We start from the raw sequence: 16,674 nt of genomic DNA on the forward strand, positions 1-16,674 counted from the left end.
CGGAGTATTCTGGTTGTTGGCGCCGACAATCCCGGTGAGAAACGTGACAATCTGCAGCCATTTCATCGCGCACGAGACGCCAAGCCGTGGTATATTTCGACTGGCGCCTACAGTTTGCTTCGGGACGGGGCGGATAGCCACCGATTTGCAGTTGGGTTCAGTTGGTCCCGGCGCGAAGGGGAATCATGACCAGCCTGTCAGACCATTTCGACGTGCTGATCGTCGGTGCCGGCCTGTCCGGCATCGGCGCGGGCTATCATCTTCAGACCAAATGTCCGGGCAAGAGCTACGTCATCCTCGAGGGGCGCGACTGCATCGGCGGCACCTGGGACCTGTTTCGCTATCCCGGCGTCCGCTCCGACAGCGACATGTTCACGCTCGGCTATTCCTTCAAGCCGTGGACCGATCCGAAGGCGATCGCCGACGGCGCGCAAATCCTTAACTACGTTCGCGAAACCGCGGCCGAGAACGGCATCGAGAAGCACATCCGCTTCCATCATCGTGTCAAGCGTGCGGCGTGGTCGACGAGTGAGGCGCGCTGGACCGTCGAGGCCGAGCGCATCACCGGCGAGGGCGCCACCGAAACCGTGCGCTTTACCTGCAATTTCCTGTTCATGTGCTCGGGCTATTACAAATACGAGGCAGGCTACACGCCGGAGTTCAAGGGCGTCTCAGATTTCGCCGGCCGCATCGTGCATCCGCAGAAATGGACCGACGACATCGACTGCGCGGGCAAGCGCGTCGTCGTGATCGGCTCGGGCGCGACCGCGGTGACGCTGGTGCCGGAGCTCGCCAAGACGGCCGCGCAGGTCACGATGCTGCAGCGCTCACCGACCTATGTGGTGTCGCGCCCGGCACAGGATCCCGTCGCCAACAAATTGCGGCGCAATCTGCCGACGCGGCTTGCCTATCATCTGATCCGTTGGCGCAACGTGATGTGGGGGATGTTCTTCTTCCAGCTCAGTCGGCGCCGCCCTGCGAAGGTGAAGGAGCTGGTTCTCAAGGGCGTGCAGATGGCGCTCGGCCCCGACTACGACGTCACGACCCATTTCACGCCGCGCTACAATCCGTGGGACCAGCGGCTCTGCCTCGTGCCGGATGGCGACCTGTTCAAGGCGATTCGCGAGCAGCGCGCCTCCGTGGTGACCAAAGAGATCGACATGTTTACCCATGGCGGTATCCGCCTGAAGGACGGCAGCGAGCTTGCGGCGGACATCATCGTGACCGCGACGGGACTGGTGCTCCAGGTCGTCGGCGGTCTCGACATCAGTGTCGACGGCCGCACCGTCGATTTCGCCAATACGCTGACCTACAAAGGCATGATGTATGCCGACGTGCCCAACATGGCCTCCGCCTTCGGCTACACCAACGCATCATGGACACTGAAATGCGACCTCACCTGCGAATATGTCTGCCGCCTCATCAACTACATGGACCGGCACAATTTCCGGCAGTGCATGCCGCACAATGACGATCCCTCGATTACCGCGCAGCCGTCGCTCGACTTCACCTCGGGTTATGTGCAGCGCTCAGTCGCAAAGATGCCGAAGCAAGGCTCGAAGCAGCCGTGGCGGCTCTACCAGAACTACGCGCTCGACATCGTCTCCTTGCGGTTCGGCCGGATCGACGACGGCGTGATGCAATATTCCTGATCGCGACGACCTCGGCGTTCTAAGCCTTACGGGTGGTAAGCGGCAGGGCAAAATCAATCGCGAGTGCGAGCACCACGGCGCCACCGCCCAGCGCGAACAGGACGAGATAATCGCCGCCGGTCTGCGCGTAGATCCAGGAGAAGCCGTAGGCCGCGGCCGCCTGGAACAGCGCAAAGCTGGTCGTGGCATGGCTCCACGTCCTGCGCTGCTGCTCGGCAGAATGGGGGACCAGCTCATGGATACGTCCGAGCACGAGCGGTACGATGCCGGGTGTGAAGCCGCCGACCACCACGCTCGACACGATCAGCGAGAGAGGCGCGGTACTGACGGTCGGGAGCAACACGGCGGCCGCTTCGATCAGGAAGGCGGCGCGTAGCGCGGGTCCAAACCCGGCGCGATCGCCGAGGTGACCGGTGACCAGGGGGCCGACGATTGCGCCAAGGCCGTAGAGCACCCAGTAGTGCGATCCCGCGGCAATACCCTGGCCGAGGCCGCGCGCGACGAAATCGACGATGAAGACCATGTGCGGCACCAGCGCCACCGCGTTGAGGCCGTATTGGACGAGCAAGCCGCGAACGGCGGGCGAAGCGTGCTTCGCCCGCTGCGATGACACGGTATCGGTCTTGGCCTCGGCAGGCCAGTTCCACCAGCTCACCAGCGTGAGCGTGCCAGAGACCACGCCAAGACCATACCAACTCTGTTGCAAGCCTTGCTGCAGCAATAGCGGCACCAGCGTGCCCGATGCGGCGACACCGAGCCCGACACCGGCAAAGATCACGCCGCCGACCATGCCGCGCTTTGCGGCCGAGGTATGGGGCAGAATGACGGAGGCCGCCAGTACCATGATGATTCCGCCGGTGAGCCCCGACAGGAAGCGCCAGGCGAAGAACCAGGTGAACGACACCGGGGTTGAACTGGCAAAAAAGGAGAGGGTCGCGAGCAACATCATCGCACGCAAGGTGCGAACGGCGCCGATGCGCGCGGCCACGGTCCGCGCCGCGAGCGCGCCGGCGAGATAGCCGGCCAGGTTCGCTGCACCGAGATAGACGACGTCGGACGCCCCGAACCATTTTGCGGCGATCAGGGCCGGGATCAGCGGCGTATAGGAAAAGCGCGCGAGGCCGAGTCCGACCAGCGATGCTGACAATCCGGCTACCGCATATCGCCAGGTTTGCTGTGAAGAAATCTCTGATGTCGAACCCGACCGCTGATGCGGTCGGGGATGAACTTGCTGCTTGGCATCTGCGTCTGTCATGTCGTCCTCGTGCGCGCGAAGGCGCTAGCGTTCAGTGGCCGGCGCTCTGGCCGCCGTCGACATGCAGGATCTCGCCGGTGACGAAGGAGGCGCCCTCGAGATAGAGCACGGCATCGACGATGTCGGACATCTCGCCCATATGGCCGACGGGATGCAGCCCATCGAGCTGGGCGTGCGTCGCGACGGGATGCATCGGCGACTTGATGATGCCGGGCGACACCGCGTTCACGCGGATACCGCGCTTGGCATATTCGATCGCGAGCGACTTGGTCGCGGCGCTCAACCCGCCCTTGCTCAGCGAGGCCAGCACCGAGGGCACGTTCGAATTGGCCTGGTCGACCAGCGTGGTTGTGATCTGGACGACGTGCCCGGACCCCTGCTTCTCCATCTCGGCGATGGCAAGCTGCGTGACGTGGAAGAAGCCCGCGACGTTGGTGCCCATCACCGCCGCATAGTCCTCCGCCGTGTACTGCGTGAACGGCTTTGCGACGAAGATGCCGGCGTTGTTGACCAGCGTGTCGACGCGGCCGAAGCGGGCGACGGCTTGCGAGACCACCCGCTCGGCGGTGTTCCGGTCGGCGATGTCGCCGGCAATGGCGAGGACATCGTCATCGCCCGACGGCTTGATGGAGCGCGCTGTCGCGACGACGTGATAGTTTCGATCGCGAAAACCCTGGACTAGGGCCGCACCGATGCCCTGCGAGGCACCGGTGATGATCGCAACCTTCTGTTCGATACCCATGATGGGCTCCCGTTGTTGGCTTTCAGAACCTGCGCCAGCAACGGCTGGCTTGGCGGGTGAAGTACGCCGTGTTGGGCCGGCTGCGAATACGCGCTGTCCGGCAGACACTCTTTCGCAGCGCGAACGAATGCCGGACCGGCGCCGCCGGTGGTTGTCGCAGCGGGAGCGAACGCCTAGCTTCCAGTGTGACCTCGATGGGCTGGCGGGAAACGTATGGATCGTCTGGATGCGATGAAGGTGTTTGTCCTTGCGGTGGACGAGGGCAGCCTTGCCGCTGCGGGCCGCAAGCTCAGCCGTTCGCCGGCGGCGGTGAGCCGCGCCATTGCTTTCCTGGAGCAGCGGGTCGGTGCCGAGCTGCTGCACCGGACCACACGCTCCATCAAGCTGAGCGAGGAGGGCGAGCGCTATGTCGCGGTCTGCAGGCGCGTGCTCACCGAGCTGGAGGAGGCCGACGACATCGCGGCCGGGCCGCGCACGGCGCCCCGCGGCCTGCTCACGATCACCGCCCCGGTGGTGTCAGGTGAGATGGTGCTGCGGCCGATCCTCGATGCGTTTCTCGATGCCTATCCGACCGTGTCGGCAAAACTCCTGCTGTTCGATCGCGCGGTCAATCTGATCGAGGAGGGGGTCGACGTCGCGCTCCGCATCGGCCATCTCGCGGATTCAGCGATGGTCGCGATGCGGGTCGGCGAGATCAGCCGCGTCGTGGTGGCATCACCACGCTATCTGAAGCAGCACCCGCGCATCACCGAGCCCGGCGATCTTGCCAAGCACCAGATCGTCGCGATGGCCCACCTTCCCAATTCGTGGACCTTTGCGCCGCAGGTCGGCTCGTCGGCTGCCCGCACGGTGCAGTTCACGCCGCGGCTCGTCGTCAACAGCACCTATGCAGCGGTGGCCTCGGCCGTCGCCGGCCGCGGTGTGGCGCGAATGTATTCGTACCAGGTGGGTGAGCAGGTCGCGCGCGGCGAGCTCGAGATCGTGCTGCCCGGCGACGAGGATCCCGAGATGCCCGCGCATTTGATCTGTCCGCAGGGCCGGCTCTCGGTGCCGAAGGTGCGGACCTTCACGGACTTTGCGGTGCCGCGGCTGAAGAAGCAGTTTGCTCAGCTCAAGAACAGCATCACTGCGCGGTGAGCCGCTGCGCGCACGGGCAATGCGTTGTTTTGCGTATACGGCCGCTAGGCTGAATCAGCCATGCTGCGCGAACGGTTAACGCCGGATTAACCGCGGAGTCCTAGCCTGTCTCGGCCGGGGTTACTTGCAAGGCCGAGGTGAGCCCAATGGAAGCCCAGAGAATCGCGGTCGACGCCGTCGTCGCGTTGACCGATTGCGACCGCGACGCCGTCATCGCGTTCATCCGCCGCCTGTATCTCGCCGGCGTCACCGACCCCAAGCGCCTGACCTTCAAGGGTCTCCAGGCCCTGTCACGGGCGTGACTAGGGCCGCGTACAATCAATTACTGAACGGTCGGATCGTTGATCCGGATTGACGTGACACGGTCCGCCTGCACTTCGAATGAGAAGGGCCATGGGTGATAGGTCCAGAGCTCGGTCTTCTCTTAGCCCGCTCGGCCCGACATGGAAGGGGCCGCCGAACTGCGCCATCAGCTTCTCGGTGCTGTCGCCGAGATTGATGTGGTTGAAGCTGTAGCCGGGGGCGGGTGCCGGCCCGCTGACCTGAAGCGCGGCCTCATCGTGCTGTCGGCGCTGCGATGACCGCGTCTAGTGATGGTGCTTGTGTCCTTCGGAGCTATCGGGGCGTTGGTAACCTCGCAGCTCCGCGTATCGCTGCATCTGGTTCTGATCGAGCAAGGCGGTCGTCGACAGATGATATTTGAGGTGGCTTTCGCGGAGCAAGGCCTGGGTTTCCGCAATGGCAACGAGGGTCGCCTTGAGTGACTCCGATGTCACGACGCGGGCAGAGAAGAGCCGGTCCAACTCCGCTTCCTGCTCGACCAGCTTGTTACCTAGCGGGACCGCCTCTTGCTTCATGGCCTCGAGCAGGCGCTGAACCCGGATGCGCTGATCCGCGGTCAAGTCAAGCCGGTCACCGAACTCAAGAACATGGCTCGGACCGGGATATCCATTGAGTTCGGCGGCAAGCGCCAGGCCCATGCCACGTCCGGCTCGAAGATCGTCGATCTGCTGGTGCGACAGCGCCTTGATGGGGCGCTGCTCAAGGCCGGCATAGGGCTGACCGGATTGCGCGCTGGCAACGTTGCACGAGACGATAAGCGTGGCCGCAAGCAGGAGAAGGCGTCTCATGAGTCTGGCTCCATGAAATCGGCCCGGTTCGTCGATCGATCTCCACCGGTGCTCTCCACATATCTTGCTGGACGGTTCGCCTCATGGCAACAAAGATTGCCGCGATTGAGTTGCAGAACATGGAGCAGGCGATGGCCTCCTTGCCGACCGCGAATGCCGAGATCACGCAGTTCTTTCGCCAATGGCTGGAGACCTTTGCAGGTTATGTCCGCGAGGTCGACTATGCTTCGGCGCGGCCGCTCTTCCATCCGGATGTGCTGGCCTTCGGCACGCACAACGACGTCATTCCCGGCGTCGACCAATGGGTCACCACGCAATGGGATAACGTCTGGCCAAAGACGGCCGACTTCCGTTTCGTCATCGACCAGGCCTCGATCCTGGCATCGTCTGATGGTACGATGGCGACCGTGATCGTGCCGTGGACGAGCACAGGCTATCATCCCGACGGCAGCGCGTTTCCGCGCCCCGGCCGGGCCACGATGGTGTTTTCAAGACAGGGCGATGGTTGGCTGTGCGTGCATTCCCACATGTCGCTCAATCGGGGTGTGCCGCAGGCAAGCCACGCCGATCGGCCGGTGAAGGCTTGGTAGATCGGCATCGTCCGCCAGCGAAATGCAAAAGGCCCCGGACATGCCCGGGGCCTTCTTAGTTAGAGCCGCCGTGAGCCTTACTCGGGTTGGCCGATCGAGACCTTCAGCGTGCCGACGCCGTCGACGCCGCATTCGAGCTTGTCGCCGGGCTGGAGCTGCGACACGCCGGCAGGCGTGCCCGTCATGATGATGTCGCCGGCGGCGAGCTTCACCTGCTGCGAGAGCTGCCAGATGATCTCGGGCACGTTCCAGATCAGCTCGGTGAGGTCGCCCTTCTGCGCTTCCTTGCCGTTGACCGTGAGCCAGATCTTGCCCTTGGCGGGATGGCCGATCTTCGATGCCGGCTGCACCGCGGAGCAGGGTGCCGAATAGTCGAACGACTTGCCGATCTCCCACGGACGCTCCTTCTTGCGCGAGGCGATCTGGAGGTCGCGGCGGGTCAAGTCGATGCCGACGGCGTAGCCGTAGACATGGTCGAGCGCCTTGTCGGCGGGAATGTTGAGGCCGCCGCTCTTCATCGCGACGATCAGCTCGACCTCGTGATGGAGATCCTTGGTCAGCGGCGGATAGGGAATGGTGGCGCCGTCGGGCACCAGCATGTCGGCGTGCTTGGCGAAGAAGAAAGGCGGGGCGCGCTCGTCATTGCCCATCTCGCGGATGTGCTCGAGATAGTTGCGACCGACGCACCAGATGCGGCGCACGGGATATCGGCCGCTTTCCCCGACGACGGGAAGCGAAGCCTGGGTCGGAAGCGGGATGACGTAGGAGGCGGCGTTCATGGTGCGATCTCGCTGCTCTTGAGGTGAAGGGAACTCTATGCGGTTGCGCTGATCGGCGCCAGAGCGCCGGCGTCGTGATGTTGCAGGCGGAAGAACGAGGCGTAGCGCCCGCCGCGGCGGAGCAGCTCGTCATGCCGGCCCTGCTCGACGATCTCGCCACCCTCGACCACCAGGATCGCATCGGCGTGCATGATGGTGTGCAGGCGATGCGCGATCACGATCGTGGTGCGGTTCTGGCAGAGATGCTCGATCGCCTCCTGCACCTGCCGTTCGGATTCCGAATCGAGCGCGGCGGTGGCTTCGTCGAGCAGGATGATCGGCGCGTTCTTGATCAGCGCGCGCGCGACCGCGATGCGCTGCCGCTGGCCGCCGGACAGCTGCGTGCCGTGTTCGCCGACGGGCGTGTCGTAGCCGAGCGGGAAGCCCATAATGAAATCATGCGCGCAGGCTGCTTTCGCAGCATCGATGATTTGTTCTTCGGTCGCGCCCGCGCGGCCGAAGGCGATGTTGTTGCGGATGGTGTCGCGGAACAGATAGACGTCCTGGCCGACATAGGCGGTCTGAGCCCGCAGCGATTTTCGCGAGACGGCGCCGATCGACTGGCCGTCGATCACGATGTCGCCTTGCGTCACCTCGTAGAAGCGCAGCAGCAACCCCAGCACGGTCGATTTGCCGCCGCCGGAGGGGCCGACCAGCGCGGTGACCTTGCCGGGCTCGGCAACAAAGCTCATGCGATTGAGGACGGTCTCACCGTTGCGATAGGAAAAGCTGACGTCGCGCAGCTCGATGCGTGCGTTCGAGAGTTTCAGCGCCGGCTTGTCATCGTCGGAATGCTCGCTCGCAGGGCTGTCGACGACTTCGAGCAGCATGCGGGCGCCGACGAGCTGGCTGTTGAGGTCGATGTTGAGCCGCGCCAGCCGCTTGGCCGGCTCGGTCGCCATCAGGAACGCCGTCATGAAGGAAAAGAACGCGCCGGGCGTGGCGTTGAGCGCGACCACGCTATAGCCGCCATAGAGCAGGCAGCCGGCGACTGCGAAGCCGCCGAGCATCTCCATCAGCGGATTGGAGCGATTGGCGACGCGGGCCATCTTGTTGGCGTTGCGCTCGACGATCGCGATATTCTCGTCGATGCGGTTCTGCATGGTGTCTTCGAGCGTGAACGCTTTCACCGTGCGGATGCCCTGCAGCGATTCCTGCATCGTCTCCAGGATGTCGGCGGTGCCGGTGAACTGATTGTAGGCGAGCCCCTTGATGCGCTTGACCAGCTTGCGCAGCACCAGCATCGCCGGCGGCACCGCGACGAGGCCGATGAACGACATCACCGGATCCTGCCACACCATCACGCCGATCATGGCGAGCAGCATCATGAGGTCGCGCCCAACCGCATTGACCAGCATGTTGAGGACATCGGTGATGGACTTTGCGCCGGCTGTCAGCCGCGCCAGAAATTCCGACGAATGCCGCTCGGAGAAGAATCCGACGCTCTCGCGCATCAGCTTGGCGAACAGCTGGCGCTGGTTGGTGGCGAGGATGGCGTTTGAGATCTTGGTCAGGATCACCATGTGGCCGTAAGTCGCCACGCCCTTGATAAAGAGCAGGATCACGGTGATGCCCGAGAACATCGCGATGCCCGGGATGTTCTTGTCGACATAGGCCTGGTTGATGACCTGGCCGAGCACGTAGGTCGCGCCCGCGGTCGATCCGGCGGCAAGCGCCATCAGCGCGAAGGCGACGAGGTAGCGCCGCCAGTAGATGATCCCCTGTTCCGTGACCAGGCGGCGAATCAGCACCGCAGCCGCATAGGGATCGTCGGTGATTTTCTTTGGAAACTGAGCCATCCGCAGTCCATTGACGGCACAGGAAAAAGCCTGCCCGCGCGTCAGGGATCGAATGGCCTCTGTGCCCGCTAAGCCAGCGCTTTTCAAGCCCAATTAAGGGCTTGCGCTGGAATGGAATCTAGGCCGAGGCGGCGTGGCGGAGCTCGCCGTGACGCTCGCGGAACAGCTTGTCCTCCCAGGCCAGCGCATGGGCCGCGATGGTCTCGAGGTCGTCGTATTGCGGCTTCCAGTCGAGCAGGCCGCGGATACGGCTGGTGTCGGCGACCATGGTCATGATGTCGCCGGGCCGGCGCGGGGCGTATTGCACGGCGAAGCTGCGGCCCGAGACACGGCGTACCGCGTCGATGGTCTCCAGCACCGAGTAGCCGCGGCCATAGCCGCAATTGAGCGTCGTCGAGACGCCGCCGTTGCGCAAATAGGCGAGCGCCGAGCGATGCGCCTGCGACAGGTCCGTGACGTGGATGAAGTCGCGGATGCAGCTGCCGTCCTGGGTCGGATAGTCGGTGCCGAACACGTCGATCTTGGCGCGCTGGCCGGTGGCGGCTTCCACCGCGATCTTGAGCAGGTGCGTGGCGCCGACGGTGGCGAGGCCGATGCGGGCCTGCGGATCGGCACCCGCAACGTTGAAATAGCGCAAGGTCACGTATTGCATGCCGTAGGCGGCGGCGACGTCGTGCAGCATGATCTCGGTCATCAGCTTCGACGAACCGTAGGGCGACAGCGGCCGTGTTGGCGCATGCTCGGGCACCGGCACCTGGTCCGGATCGCCGTAGACCGCCGCGGTCGAGGAGAAGATGAAGCGGTCGATGCCGCGCTTGACCGCGACGTTGAGCAGGTTGCGCGCGGTCGTGAAATTGTTGCGGTAATAGCCGAGCGGATCGCGCATCGAATCCGGCACGACCACCGAGCCCGCGAAATGGATGATGCTCTCGATGTTGTGCTGGGCGATCACGCCTTCGAGCAGGTTCTCGTCGCCGGCATCGCCAATGAACAGCGGCACGCCTTCGGGCAGATAGGCGGAGAAACCGGTGGAGAGATCGTCGATCACGACGACGTTTTCGCCGGCTTCCGCCAGCGCCAGAACCGTGTGGCTTCCGATATAGCCGGCACCGCCGGTGACAAGCACAGTCATGATCTCACCCGTCTTCGATCAACGCTCCAAGCTAACGTTTACGTGGTGAAGAGTGGGTATCGGCGCGGCTGAACTGGTCACTATGCTTAATGTTGCGTATAGGGACTTTCGAAATGGAGCGTGGCGTGGCGAATTCCCCCAGCGATCTCGAAGTGATCGTGCCAAATCTGCACAGGCGCTATTCCGGGGTCACCGCGACCAACCGGATGGTGGCGCCGCGGCTGGCAAAGCTGTTTCGCGCCGCGTGGTTCGGCTCCGACGCGCCGGAGGGGATCGCGCGCCTGGGCGGTGCCGATCTCCTGAGATTGTGGCGCCGCCAGGCGCCGGTGATCTGGCACGCGCGCCGCAACAACGAGATGATCGCGGGCGTGCTGTTGCGCGCGCTCGGCTGGCCGCTGAAACTGGTCTTCACCTCGGCGGCACAGCGCCATCATAGCTGGATCACGCGCTGGCTGATCCGGCGCATGGACGCAATCATCGCGACGTCAGATCTTTCGGCCTCGTTCCTGAAAGTGAGGGCGACGGTGATCCCACACGGCGTCGACACCGCCGTCTACGCGCCGCCGCTCGACCGCACTGCCGCCTTCGCGGAAGCCGCGCTGCCGGGCCCCTACGCGATCGGCTGTTTCGGCCGCGTGCGCGCGCAGAAGGGCACGGACGTGTTCGTCGATGCGATGTGCCGGCTATTGCCGCGCTATCCGGATTTCACAGCCGTCATCGTCGGTCAGGTCACGCCCGAGCAAACACCCTTTGCAAACGACCTGAAGAAGCGCATCGAGGCCGCCGGCCTGCAATCGCGCATCGTCATCACTGGCGAGCTGCCGATCGAAGACGTGCAGCGCTGGTATCAGCGGCTGACGATCTACGCGTTCACCTCGCGCAACGAAGGTTTTGGCCTGACGCTGATCGAGGCAATGGCGGCCGGCAGCGCGCTGGTCGCCGCGCGCGCCGGCGCGGCCGAGCTCGTGGTCGAGGATGGCGTGACCGGCGTGCTGGTCCCGACCGGTGATGTGGATGCGCTGGTCGCAGCGCTGGAGCCGCTGATGCGCGATGTTGCTGCCGCAACCGCCATGGGCGAACGCGGGCGGGCACGGGTGCTCGAGCGGTTCAGCCTCGATGCGGAGGCGTCACGGATCGGCGAGGTGTATCGGCCGCTGCTCTGAACCCCTGTCGTACGGCCACCAAAACAAAAACCGCGAAAACAACCCCATGCACAGTAGCCGCGGACAATGAAATCAATGGCTTGGCGATGGGTTGATAGTCTGCGGATTTTACGAATTCAATTTGACTCGTCGGGCAAAACACCGGCATGATGTCATCATCGGCGCAGCCTCGACGGCCTTCACGTCGACGCCCTTGACCCCACCTCACCCAGCACCCGCTGCGCAATCTCCACCACCTCGCTCGCCGCGATATCTCGCATGCAGCGGTGGTCGTTCATCTTGCAGATCGTGCTCTGGCAGGGTTGGCAGGAGAGCACGCTCTTGTCCTGCACCACGGTCGCGGCGAGGCCGTTGAGGGGGGCCCAGAGGTAGGGGCTGGTCGGACCGAAAATACCCATGGTCGGCGTGCCCAGGGCGGCTGCGATGTGCATCAGGCCGGAATCGTTGGAGATCGCGACGCCGGCCGCGGCCATTGCCAGCACGCCGTTGCGCAGATCATTGCCGGTGAGGTCCCGGACCCCGGCGCCGCCGGCCGCGACGATCTCCTGGGCCAGGCCCTTTTCCCCGGGGCCGCCGACCACCCAGACCTCGAGGCCGCGCTCGGCGAGCAGGCGGGCGGCTTCCGGATAGTAGCTCCAGCGTTTTGACACCCCGACCGAGCCGGGAGCCAGCGCCACGGCGGCGCCTGCGCTGAGGCCATTGGCCTGCCGCCAGCGGACGATGTCCTCGGCCGGGACCCGCAATTGCGGCACCGGCCATTCCGCCGGCAGCGGGGCGCCATCGGGCTGGGCGAGGGCGGCATTCTTGTCGATGAAGCGGGGCAGCTTCTTCTCGCCCCAGCGCCAGCGGTTGAGCAGGCCGAACCGGAATTCGCCGACGAAGCCGACCCTTTCCGGAATCCCGGCCAAAGCGGGCGCGATGGCGGCCTTCCAGGTCCGGGGTAGCACCAGGGCGGTGCCGTAGTTCCGCTCGCGCAGGAGCTTCGCCAGGCCAAGCTGGCGGCCCACTGCGAGCCGGCCGCGCGGCAGGTCCCAGACGATCGCATGGCGCACGCCGGGCATGTAATCGACCAGGGGCGCGCACAGCGACGTCGTGAGCAGATCGACCGGCCGGTTCGGCCAGCGCTCGTTCAGGACCCGCACGACGGTGTGATTCCGGACGAAATCACCGATCCACATGTAGGGGACGATCAGGATCGGGCGCGTGTCGCCCCGATCTGCCTCTCCACTAAGTCGCGAATCTTGGTTCATTCGTTATTAAGGCCGGGGGTGCGCTGATGTGGCGGTTCGGTTAGCCGCTCCGGGCCGGCAGGTAAAGCCGGCAAAGCGGCCATCCCAAAACCGCTTACACTTTGGAGGATCATGCGCTAGGGCAAGATCGGGTCGCAAAACATCGGGCAGGCTAGGTGAAATGTTGCTGGTGACCGGCGGGGCCGGTTTTATCGGATCGAATGTCGTCGCCGCGCTGAACGAGGCCGGCCGCAGCGACGTCGTCGTCTGCGATTTCCTTGGCACCGAGGGCAAATGGCGCAATCTCGCCAAGCGGCAGCTTGTGGATATCGTGCCGCCGGCTGAGCTGCCGGACTGGCTCAAAGGCCGCAAGCTCGATGCCGTGATCCATCTCGGGGCGATATCCGCGACCACGGCGACCGACGGCGACCTGGTGTTCGAGACCAACTTCCGCCTGTCGATGCGCCTCCTGGACTGGTGCACCGCAAATGCGGTGCCGTTGATCTATGCCTCCTCGGCGGCGACCTATGGCGACGGCGAGGCTGGATTTGACGACGATGCTTCGATCGCTGCGTTGAAGAAACTGCGGCCGATGAACCTCTACGGCTGGAGCAAGCACCTGTTCGATCTCGCCGTCGCCGAGCGCGCCGCGAAGGGCGAGAAGCTGCCGCCGCAATGGGCCGGACTGAAATTCTTCAACGTGTTCGGCCCCAACGAATACCACAAGGGCTCGATGATGAGCGTGCTGGCGCGGCGCTTCGACGACGTCAAAGCGGGCCGCGTCGTGCAATTGTTCAAGTCGCATCGCGAGGGCATCACGGACGGCGACCAGCGCCGCGATTTTATCTATGTCGACGACGTCGTCCGCGTGATCATGTGGCTGCTGGCAACGCCCTCGGTGTCCGGCATCTTCAATGTCGGCACCGGCAAGGCACGCAGCTTCAAGGATTTGATGCTGGCGGCTTATGCCGCGCTCGGCGCCAAGCCCAACATCGAATACATCGACATGCCCGAGCAGATCCGCGGCAGCTACCAGTACTTCACCCAGAGCGAGGTCGATCGCCTCCACCGCGCCGGCTATAATGGTGGTTTCACCACGCTCGAGGATGCGGTGAACGCCTATGTCGGCGATTATCTCGACCGGCCCGACCGCTTCCGCTGAGGCCCATCACCATGCCGACGCCCATTCTCGATTTCGATGCCCTCGCGCAAGCCATCTCAGGCCGCACGGTCCTGTGCATCGGCGACATCATGCTGGACGAGTTCGTCTATGGCGAGGTGTCGCGGATCTCGCCGGAAGCGCCGGCGCCCGTCATCACGGCACAGCGCAGCGAGATCCATATCGGCGGTGCCGGCAACGTCGCGCGCAACGTCGCCGCGCTCGGCGCGCGCTGCATCTTCGTCGGCCTCGTCGGCGAGGACGATGCGGGCAGGCAGCTCGCCTCGACGCTTGCGGAGCAGGGCGCAATCGAAAGCGTTCTGGTGTGCGACCCCTCGCGTCCGACCACGCGAAAGGTCCGTTTCGTCTCCGAGCATTTTTCCACGCACATGCTGCGCGCGGATTGGGAGCAGGCACAGCCTGCTTCCGATACGATCGAGACCAAGCTGATCGAGGCGATCCTGCCGCAGATCGCGCGCGCCGACATCGTGCTGCTGTCCGACTACGCCAAGGGGGTGCTGACCGCCCGCGTCATCCGCCACACCATCGACGCCGCGCGAAAACTCGGCAAGCCCGTGATCGTCGATCCCAAAAGCCTGAACTGGGCGATCTATCGCGGCGCGACGCTGCTCACGCCCAATCGCAAGGAGTTTTCGGAAGCGACCCGAAGCCGCGCCGACACGCCGCAGAGCATTGTCGATGCCAGCGAGGACGTGATGCGGCTCGCCGATTGCGAAGCGATCCTGGTCACCCAAGGCGAGCACGGCATGACGCTGGTGCCGCGCAACGGCGAGGCCGTTCACGTTCCGGCGTTCCCGGTCAAGGTGCGCGACGTCTCCGGCGCCGGCGACACCGTTGCGGCGGCGCTCGCGGTGTCGCTCGCCACGGGCGCGGACTGGGACACGGCGCTACGCATGGCCAGTGCCGCGGCCGCCGTCGCCGTCAGCAAGCAGGGCACCGCCAGCGTGAGTGCGGCCGAGCTGAAGCGAAAGATATTGCCGCATGCCTATCTCGCGGCCGAGGAGAAGATCGTGCTCGAGCCCGGCGCGCTCGACGCGCAGCTCGCGGAATGGAAGAAGCAAGGCCAGCGCGTCGGCTTCACCAATGGCTGCTTCGACATCCTGCATCCCGGCCACGTCAAGGTGCTGACGGCGGCGCGCTCCGCCTGCGACCGCCTGATCGTGGGGCTGAACAGCGACGCTTCGGTACGGCGGCTGAAGGGCGCCGATCGCCCCGTTCAGGACGAGCGAGCGCGTGCGGAAGTGCTGGCGGCGCTCGAAGCCGTCGATCTCGTCGTTATTTTCGATGAAGATACGCCGATCGACCTGATCACCCGCATCAAGCCGAGTGCGCTGATCAAGGGGGGCGATTACACCCGCGAGCAGGTCGTCGGCCATGAGGTCGTCGAGGCCGCGGGCGGGACGGTGGTGCTGGTCGACATTCTCCAGGGTTTCAGCACGACGGCGCTGGTTCATCGCGCGCGGGGAGAGGGCAAGTGACGACGCTCGCCGGGGAGACGACCGGCCAGGTGCTGTGGCGGCGTCTGCGCAGTCCGGCGGCCTGGTCCGAGACGGTCGATCTGTTCGCGATCCTGACTGTGGCCTCGCTGCCATGGTCGACGTCGCTTGCGGCGATATTCAATGTCCTGATGCTGCTCTGCATGGTGCCGTTCCTCGACGTCCGCGAGTTCCTGCAATCGCTCAGGCGTCCGATCTGCGCGGCGCCGATTGCGCTGGTCCTGCTCGCGCTGGTCGGGACGCTGTGGTCGGACGCGGCCTGGGGCGCGCGCTTCTACGCGGTCAATCCGACCGTCAAGCTGCTGGTGCTGCCGGTCCTGCTCTATCATTTTGCGCGCTCGCCGCGCGGACATTGGGTGTTCGTCGCCTTCTTGGTGTCCTGCGCGCTGCTGTCGGTGATGTCCTGGCTGGTCGCCTTCTACCCCGACCTCGCGCTCAAATCCGACCGCGTCGAGCGCGGCATCTTCGTCAAGAACTACATCGACCAGAGCCAGGAGTTTGCGCTCTGCGCGGTCGCGCTCGCCTATCCGATCGTGCAGTTGCTGCGTCAGAAGCGCTACTGGATCGCAGGGCTGCTCACGGCGCTTGCGCTCGCCTTCTTCGTCAATATGGCCTTCGTGGTGGTGTCGCGCACTGCGCTTGTCACCATTCCGGTCCTGTTCGGCGTGTTTGCGTTGCTTCATCTGAGATGGCGCAGCATCGCGATCATCTCCGCGGCCCTGCTCGTGGGCGCGGTTCTCGCCTGGCAGGCCTCGCCGCAATTGCGCAAGACCGCCGACAGCTTTGCCAGCGACTACACACGCTATGTCGAACAAGGCGCGGCGACCTCGGCCGGGTTGCGGCTCGAATTCTGGCGAAAATCCCTCGGCTTCTTCGCGGAGGCGCCGGTCAAGGGGCACGGCACCGGCTCGACGCGTGGATTGTTCGAGCGGGCCGCGACGCCCGGCGATCAGAACCTGGCGTCCGCCGAGGTGATCGGCAACCCGCATAACCAGACGCTGAACGTGGCCGTGCAATGGGGCTTCATCGGCGTCGCCGTTCTCTACGCCATCTGGATCCTGCATCTGCTGTTGTTTCGCGGCGACGGGCTCGCAAACTGGGTCGGCCTCCTGGTCGTGGTCCAGAACGTCTTCACCTCGCTGTTCAACTCCCATCTGTTCGACTTCCACGAGGGCTGGATGTACGTCATCGGTGTCGGCGTTGCCGGCGGCATGGTGATCCGGGCCCAGCAGGCCGAGGCGAAGGCGACAGCAGCCGGTTCCTGAACGGCCGCGGATCGCAAAGCTTGACCGGCAAACCTTGACCGGCAAGCCTTGACTGGCATGTCCGGCCGAGATGGGTTATCAGCGCG

General features: G+C 64.7%; 15 protein-coding genes. 8 read left to right on the plus strand and 7 right to left on the minus strand.

Features of this window, described 5'->3' with window-relative positions; all coding sequences use genetic code 11:
* Positions 1–185 precede the first annotated feature (185 nt).
* Positions 186–1,652: an NAD(P)/FAD-dependent oxidoreductase gene (locus IVB41_RS27790; protein ID WP_276576681.1), complete on the plus strand. Its 1,467-nt coding sequence runs from the start codon at positions 186–188 to the stop codon at positions 1,650–1,652.
* Positions 1,653–1,671: 19 nt separating this feature from the next.
* On the opposite strand, the gene IVB41_RS27795 is transcribed toward IVB41_RS27790, so the two are convergent.
* Both IVB41_RS27795 and IVB41_RS27800 read right to left on the minus strand, forming a co-directional pair.
* On the minus strand, positions 1,672–2,907 hold the full coding sequence (locus IVB41_RS27795) for a YbfB/YjiJ family MFS transporter (RefSeq protein ID WP_247437223.1): 1,236 nt from the start codon (positions 2,905–2,907) through the stop codon (positions 1,672–1,674).
* 31 nt (positions 2,908–2,938) lie between these two features.
* Complete coding sequence (locus IVB41_RS27800; protein ID WP_027566815.1) at positions 2,939–3,649, minus strand: SDR family NAD(P)-dependent oxidoreductase; 711 nt, start codon at positions 3,647–3,649, stop codon at positions 2,939–2,941.
* A gap of 213 nt (positions 3,650–3,862) precedes the next feature.
* Here IVB41_RS27800 and IVB41_RS27805 point away from each other — a divergent pair, with 213 nt between their 5' ends.
* A complete protein-coding gene (locus IVB41_RS27805) occupies positions 3,863–4,786 on the plus strand; it encodes a LysR family transcriptional regulator (protein WP_247437225.1) in 924 nt (307 codons plus the stop codon).
* Positions 4,787–4,932: 146 nt separating this feature from the next.
* Entirely contained in the window at positions 4,933–5,088 is a 156-nt protein-coding gene (locus IVB41_RS27810) for a hypothetical protein (RefSeq protein WP_007612486.1), read from the plus strand.
* Between the two features lie 285 nt (positions 5,089–5,373).
* Here IVB41_RS27810 and IVB41_RS27815 read toward each other — a convergent pair whose 3' ends face one another.
* Complete coding sequence (locus IVB41_RS27815; protein WP_247437228.1) at positions 5,374–5,916, minus strand: hypothetical protein; 543 nt, start codon at positions 5,914–5,916, stop codon at positions 5,374–5,376.
* 131 nt (positions 5,917–6,047) lie between these two features.
* Here IVB41_RS27815 and IVB41_RS27820 point away from each other — a divergent pair, with 131 nt between their 5' ends.
* Positions 6,048–6,506 carry a nuclear transport factor 2 family protein gene (locus IVB41_RS27820; RefSeq protein WP_247438212.1) on the plus strand — a complete coding sequence of 153 codons (459 nt, stop codon included), beginning with the start codon at positions 6,048–6,050 and terminating at the stop codon, positions 6,504–6,506.
* Between the two features lie 77 nt (positions 6,507–6,583).
* Here IVB41_RS27820 and IVB41_RS27825 read toward each other — a convergent pair whose 3' ends face one another.
* The 3 genes from IVB41_RS27825 to galE form a co-directional block, all read right to left on the minus strand.
* Positions 6,584–7,285, minus strand: a complete 702-nt coding sequence (locus IVB41_RS27825; RefSeq protein ID WP_027566820.1) for a fumarylacetoacetate hydrolase family protein — start codon at positions 7,283–7,285, stop codon at positions 6,584–6,586.
* Positions 7,286–7,320: 35 nt separating this feature from the next.
* Positions 7,321–9,123: an ABC transporter ATP-binding protein gene (locus IVB41_RS27830; protein WP_247437230.1), complete on the minus strand. Its 1,803-nt coding sequence runs from the start codon at positions 9,121–9,123 to the stop codon at positions 7,321–7,323.
* Between the two features lie 118 nt (positions 9,124–9,241).
* Positions 9,242–10,255, minus strand: a complete 1,014-nt coding sequence (gene galE / locus IVB41_RS27835) for a UDP-glucose 4-epimerase GalE (RefSeq protein ID WP_247437232.1) — start codon at positions 10,253–10,255, stop codon at positions 9,242–9,244.
* A 125-nt stretch (positions 10,256–10,380) separates the two neighbouring features.
* Between galE and IVB41_RS27840 the strand changes: the two genes are divergently transcribed.
* On the plus strand, positions 10,381–11,418 hold the full coding sequence (locus IVB41_RS27840) for a glycosyltransferase family 4 protein (RefSeq protein WP_247437242.1): 1,038 nt from the start codon (positions 10,381–10,383) through the stop codon (positions 11,416–11,418).
* Between the two features lie 179 nt (positions 11,419–11,597).
* Here the strand turns inward: IVB41_RS27840 and waaF are convergent, their stop codons facing one another.
* Positions 11,598–12,668: a lipopolysaccharide heptosyltransferase II gene (waaF, locus tag IVB41_RS27845; protein WP_247437244.1), complete on the minus strand. Its 1,071-nt coding sequence runs from the start codon at positions 12,666–12,668 to the stop codon at positions 11,598–11,600.
* 160 nt (positions 12,669–12,828) lie between these two features.
* On the opposite strand from waaF, the gene rfaD reads away from it, so the two are divergent.
* From rfaD to IVB41_RS27860, 3 genes are read left to right on the plus strand one after another with little or no spacing between them, the layout of a single operon-like run.
* Positions 12,829–13,809: an ADP-glyceromanno-heptose 6-epimerase gene (rfaD, locus tag IVB41_RS27850; RefSeq protein WP_247437246.1), complete on the plus strand. Its 981-nt coding sequence runs from the start codon at positions 12,829–12,831 to the stop codon at positions 13,807–13,809.
* A gap of 11 nt (positions 13,810–13,820) precedes the next feature.
* The gene (rfaE1, locus tag IVB41_RS27855; RefSeq protein WP_247437249.1) at positions 13,821–15,305 is read left to right on the plus strand and encodes a D-glycero-beta-D-manno-heptose-7-phosphate kinase; all 1,485 of its coding nucleotides are present in this window, start codon (positions 13,821–13,823) and stop codon (positions 15,303–15,305) included.
* Positions 15,302–16,588 (plus strand): O-antigen ligase family protein, encoded by a 1,287-nt coding sequence (locus tag IVB41_RS27860; protein ID WP_247437251.1) that lies wholly within the window; start codon positions 15,302–15,304, stop codon positions 16,586–16,588. Before rfaE1 ends, IVB41_RS27860 begins: the two co-directional genes overlap by 4 nt.
* Positions 16,589–16,674 lie beyond the last annotated feature (86 nt).

It is taken from the genome of Bradyrhizobium sp. 44 (assembly GCF_023073095.1).
Classification (GTDB): domain Bacteria; phylum Pseudomonadota; class Alphaproteobacteria; order Rhizobiales; family Xanthobacteraceae; genus Bradyrhizobium.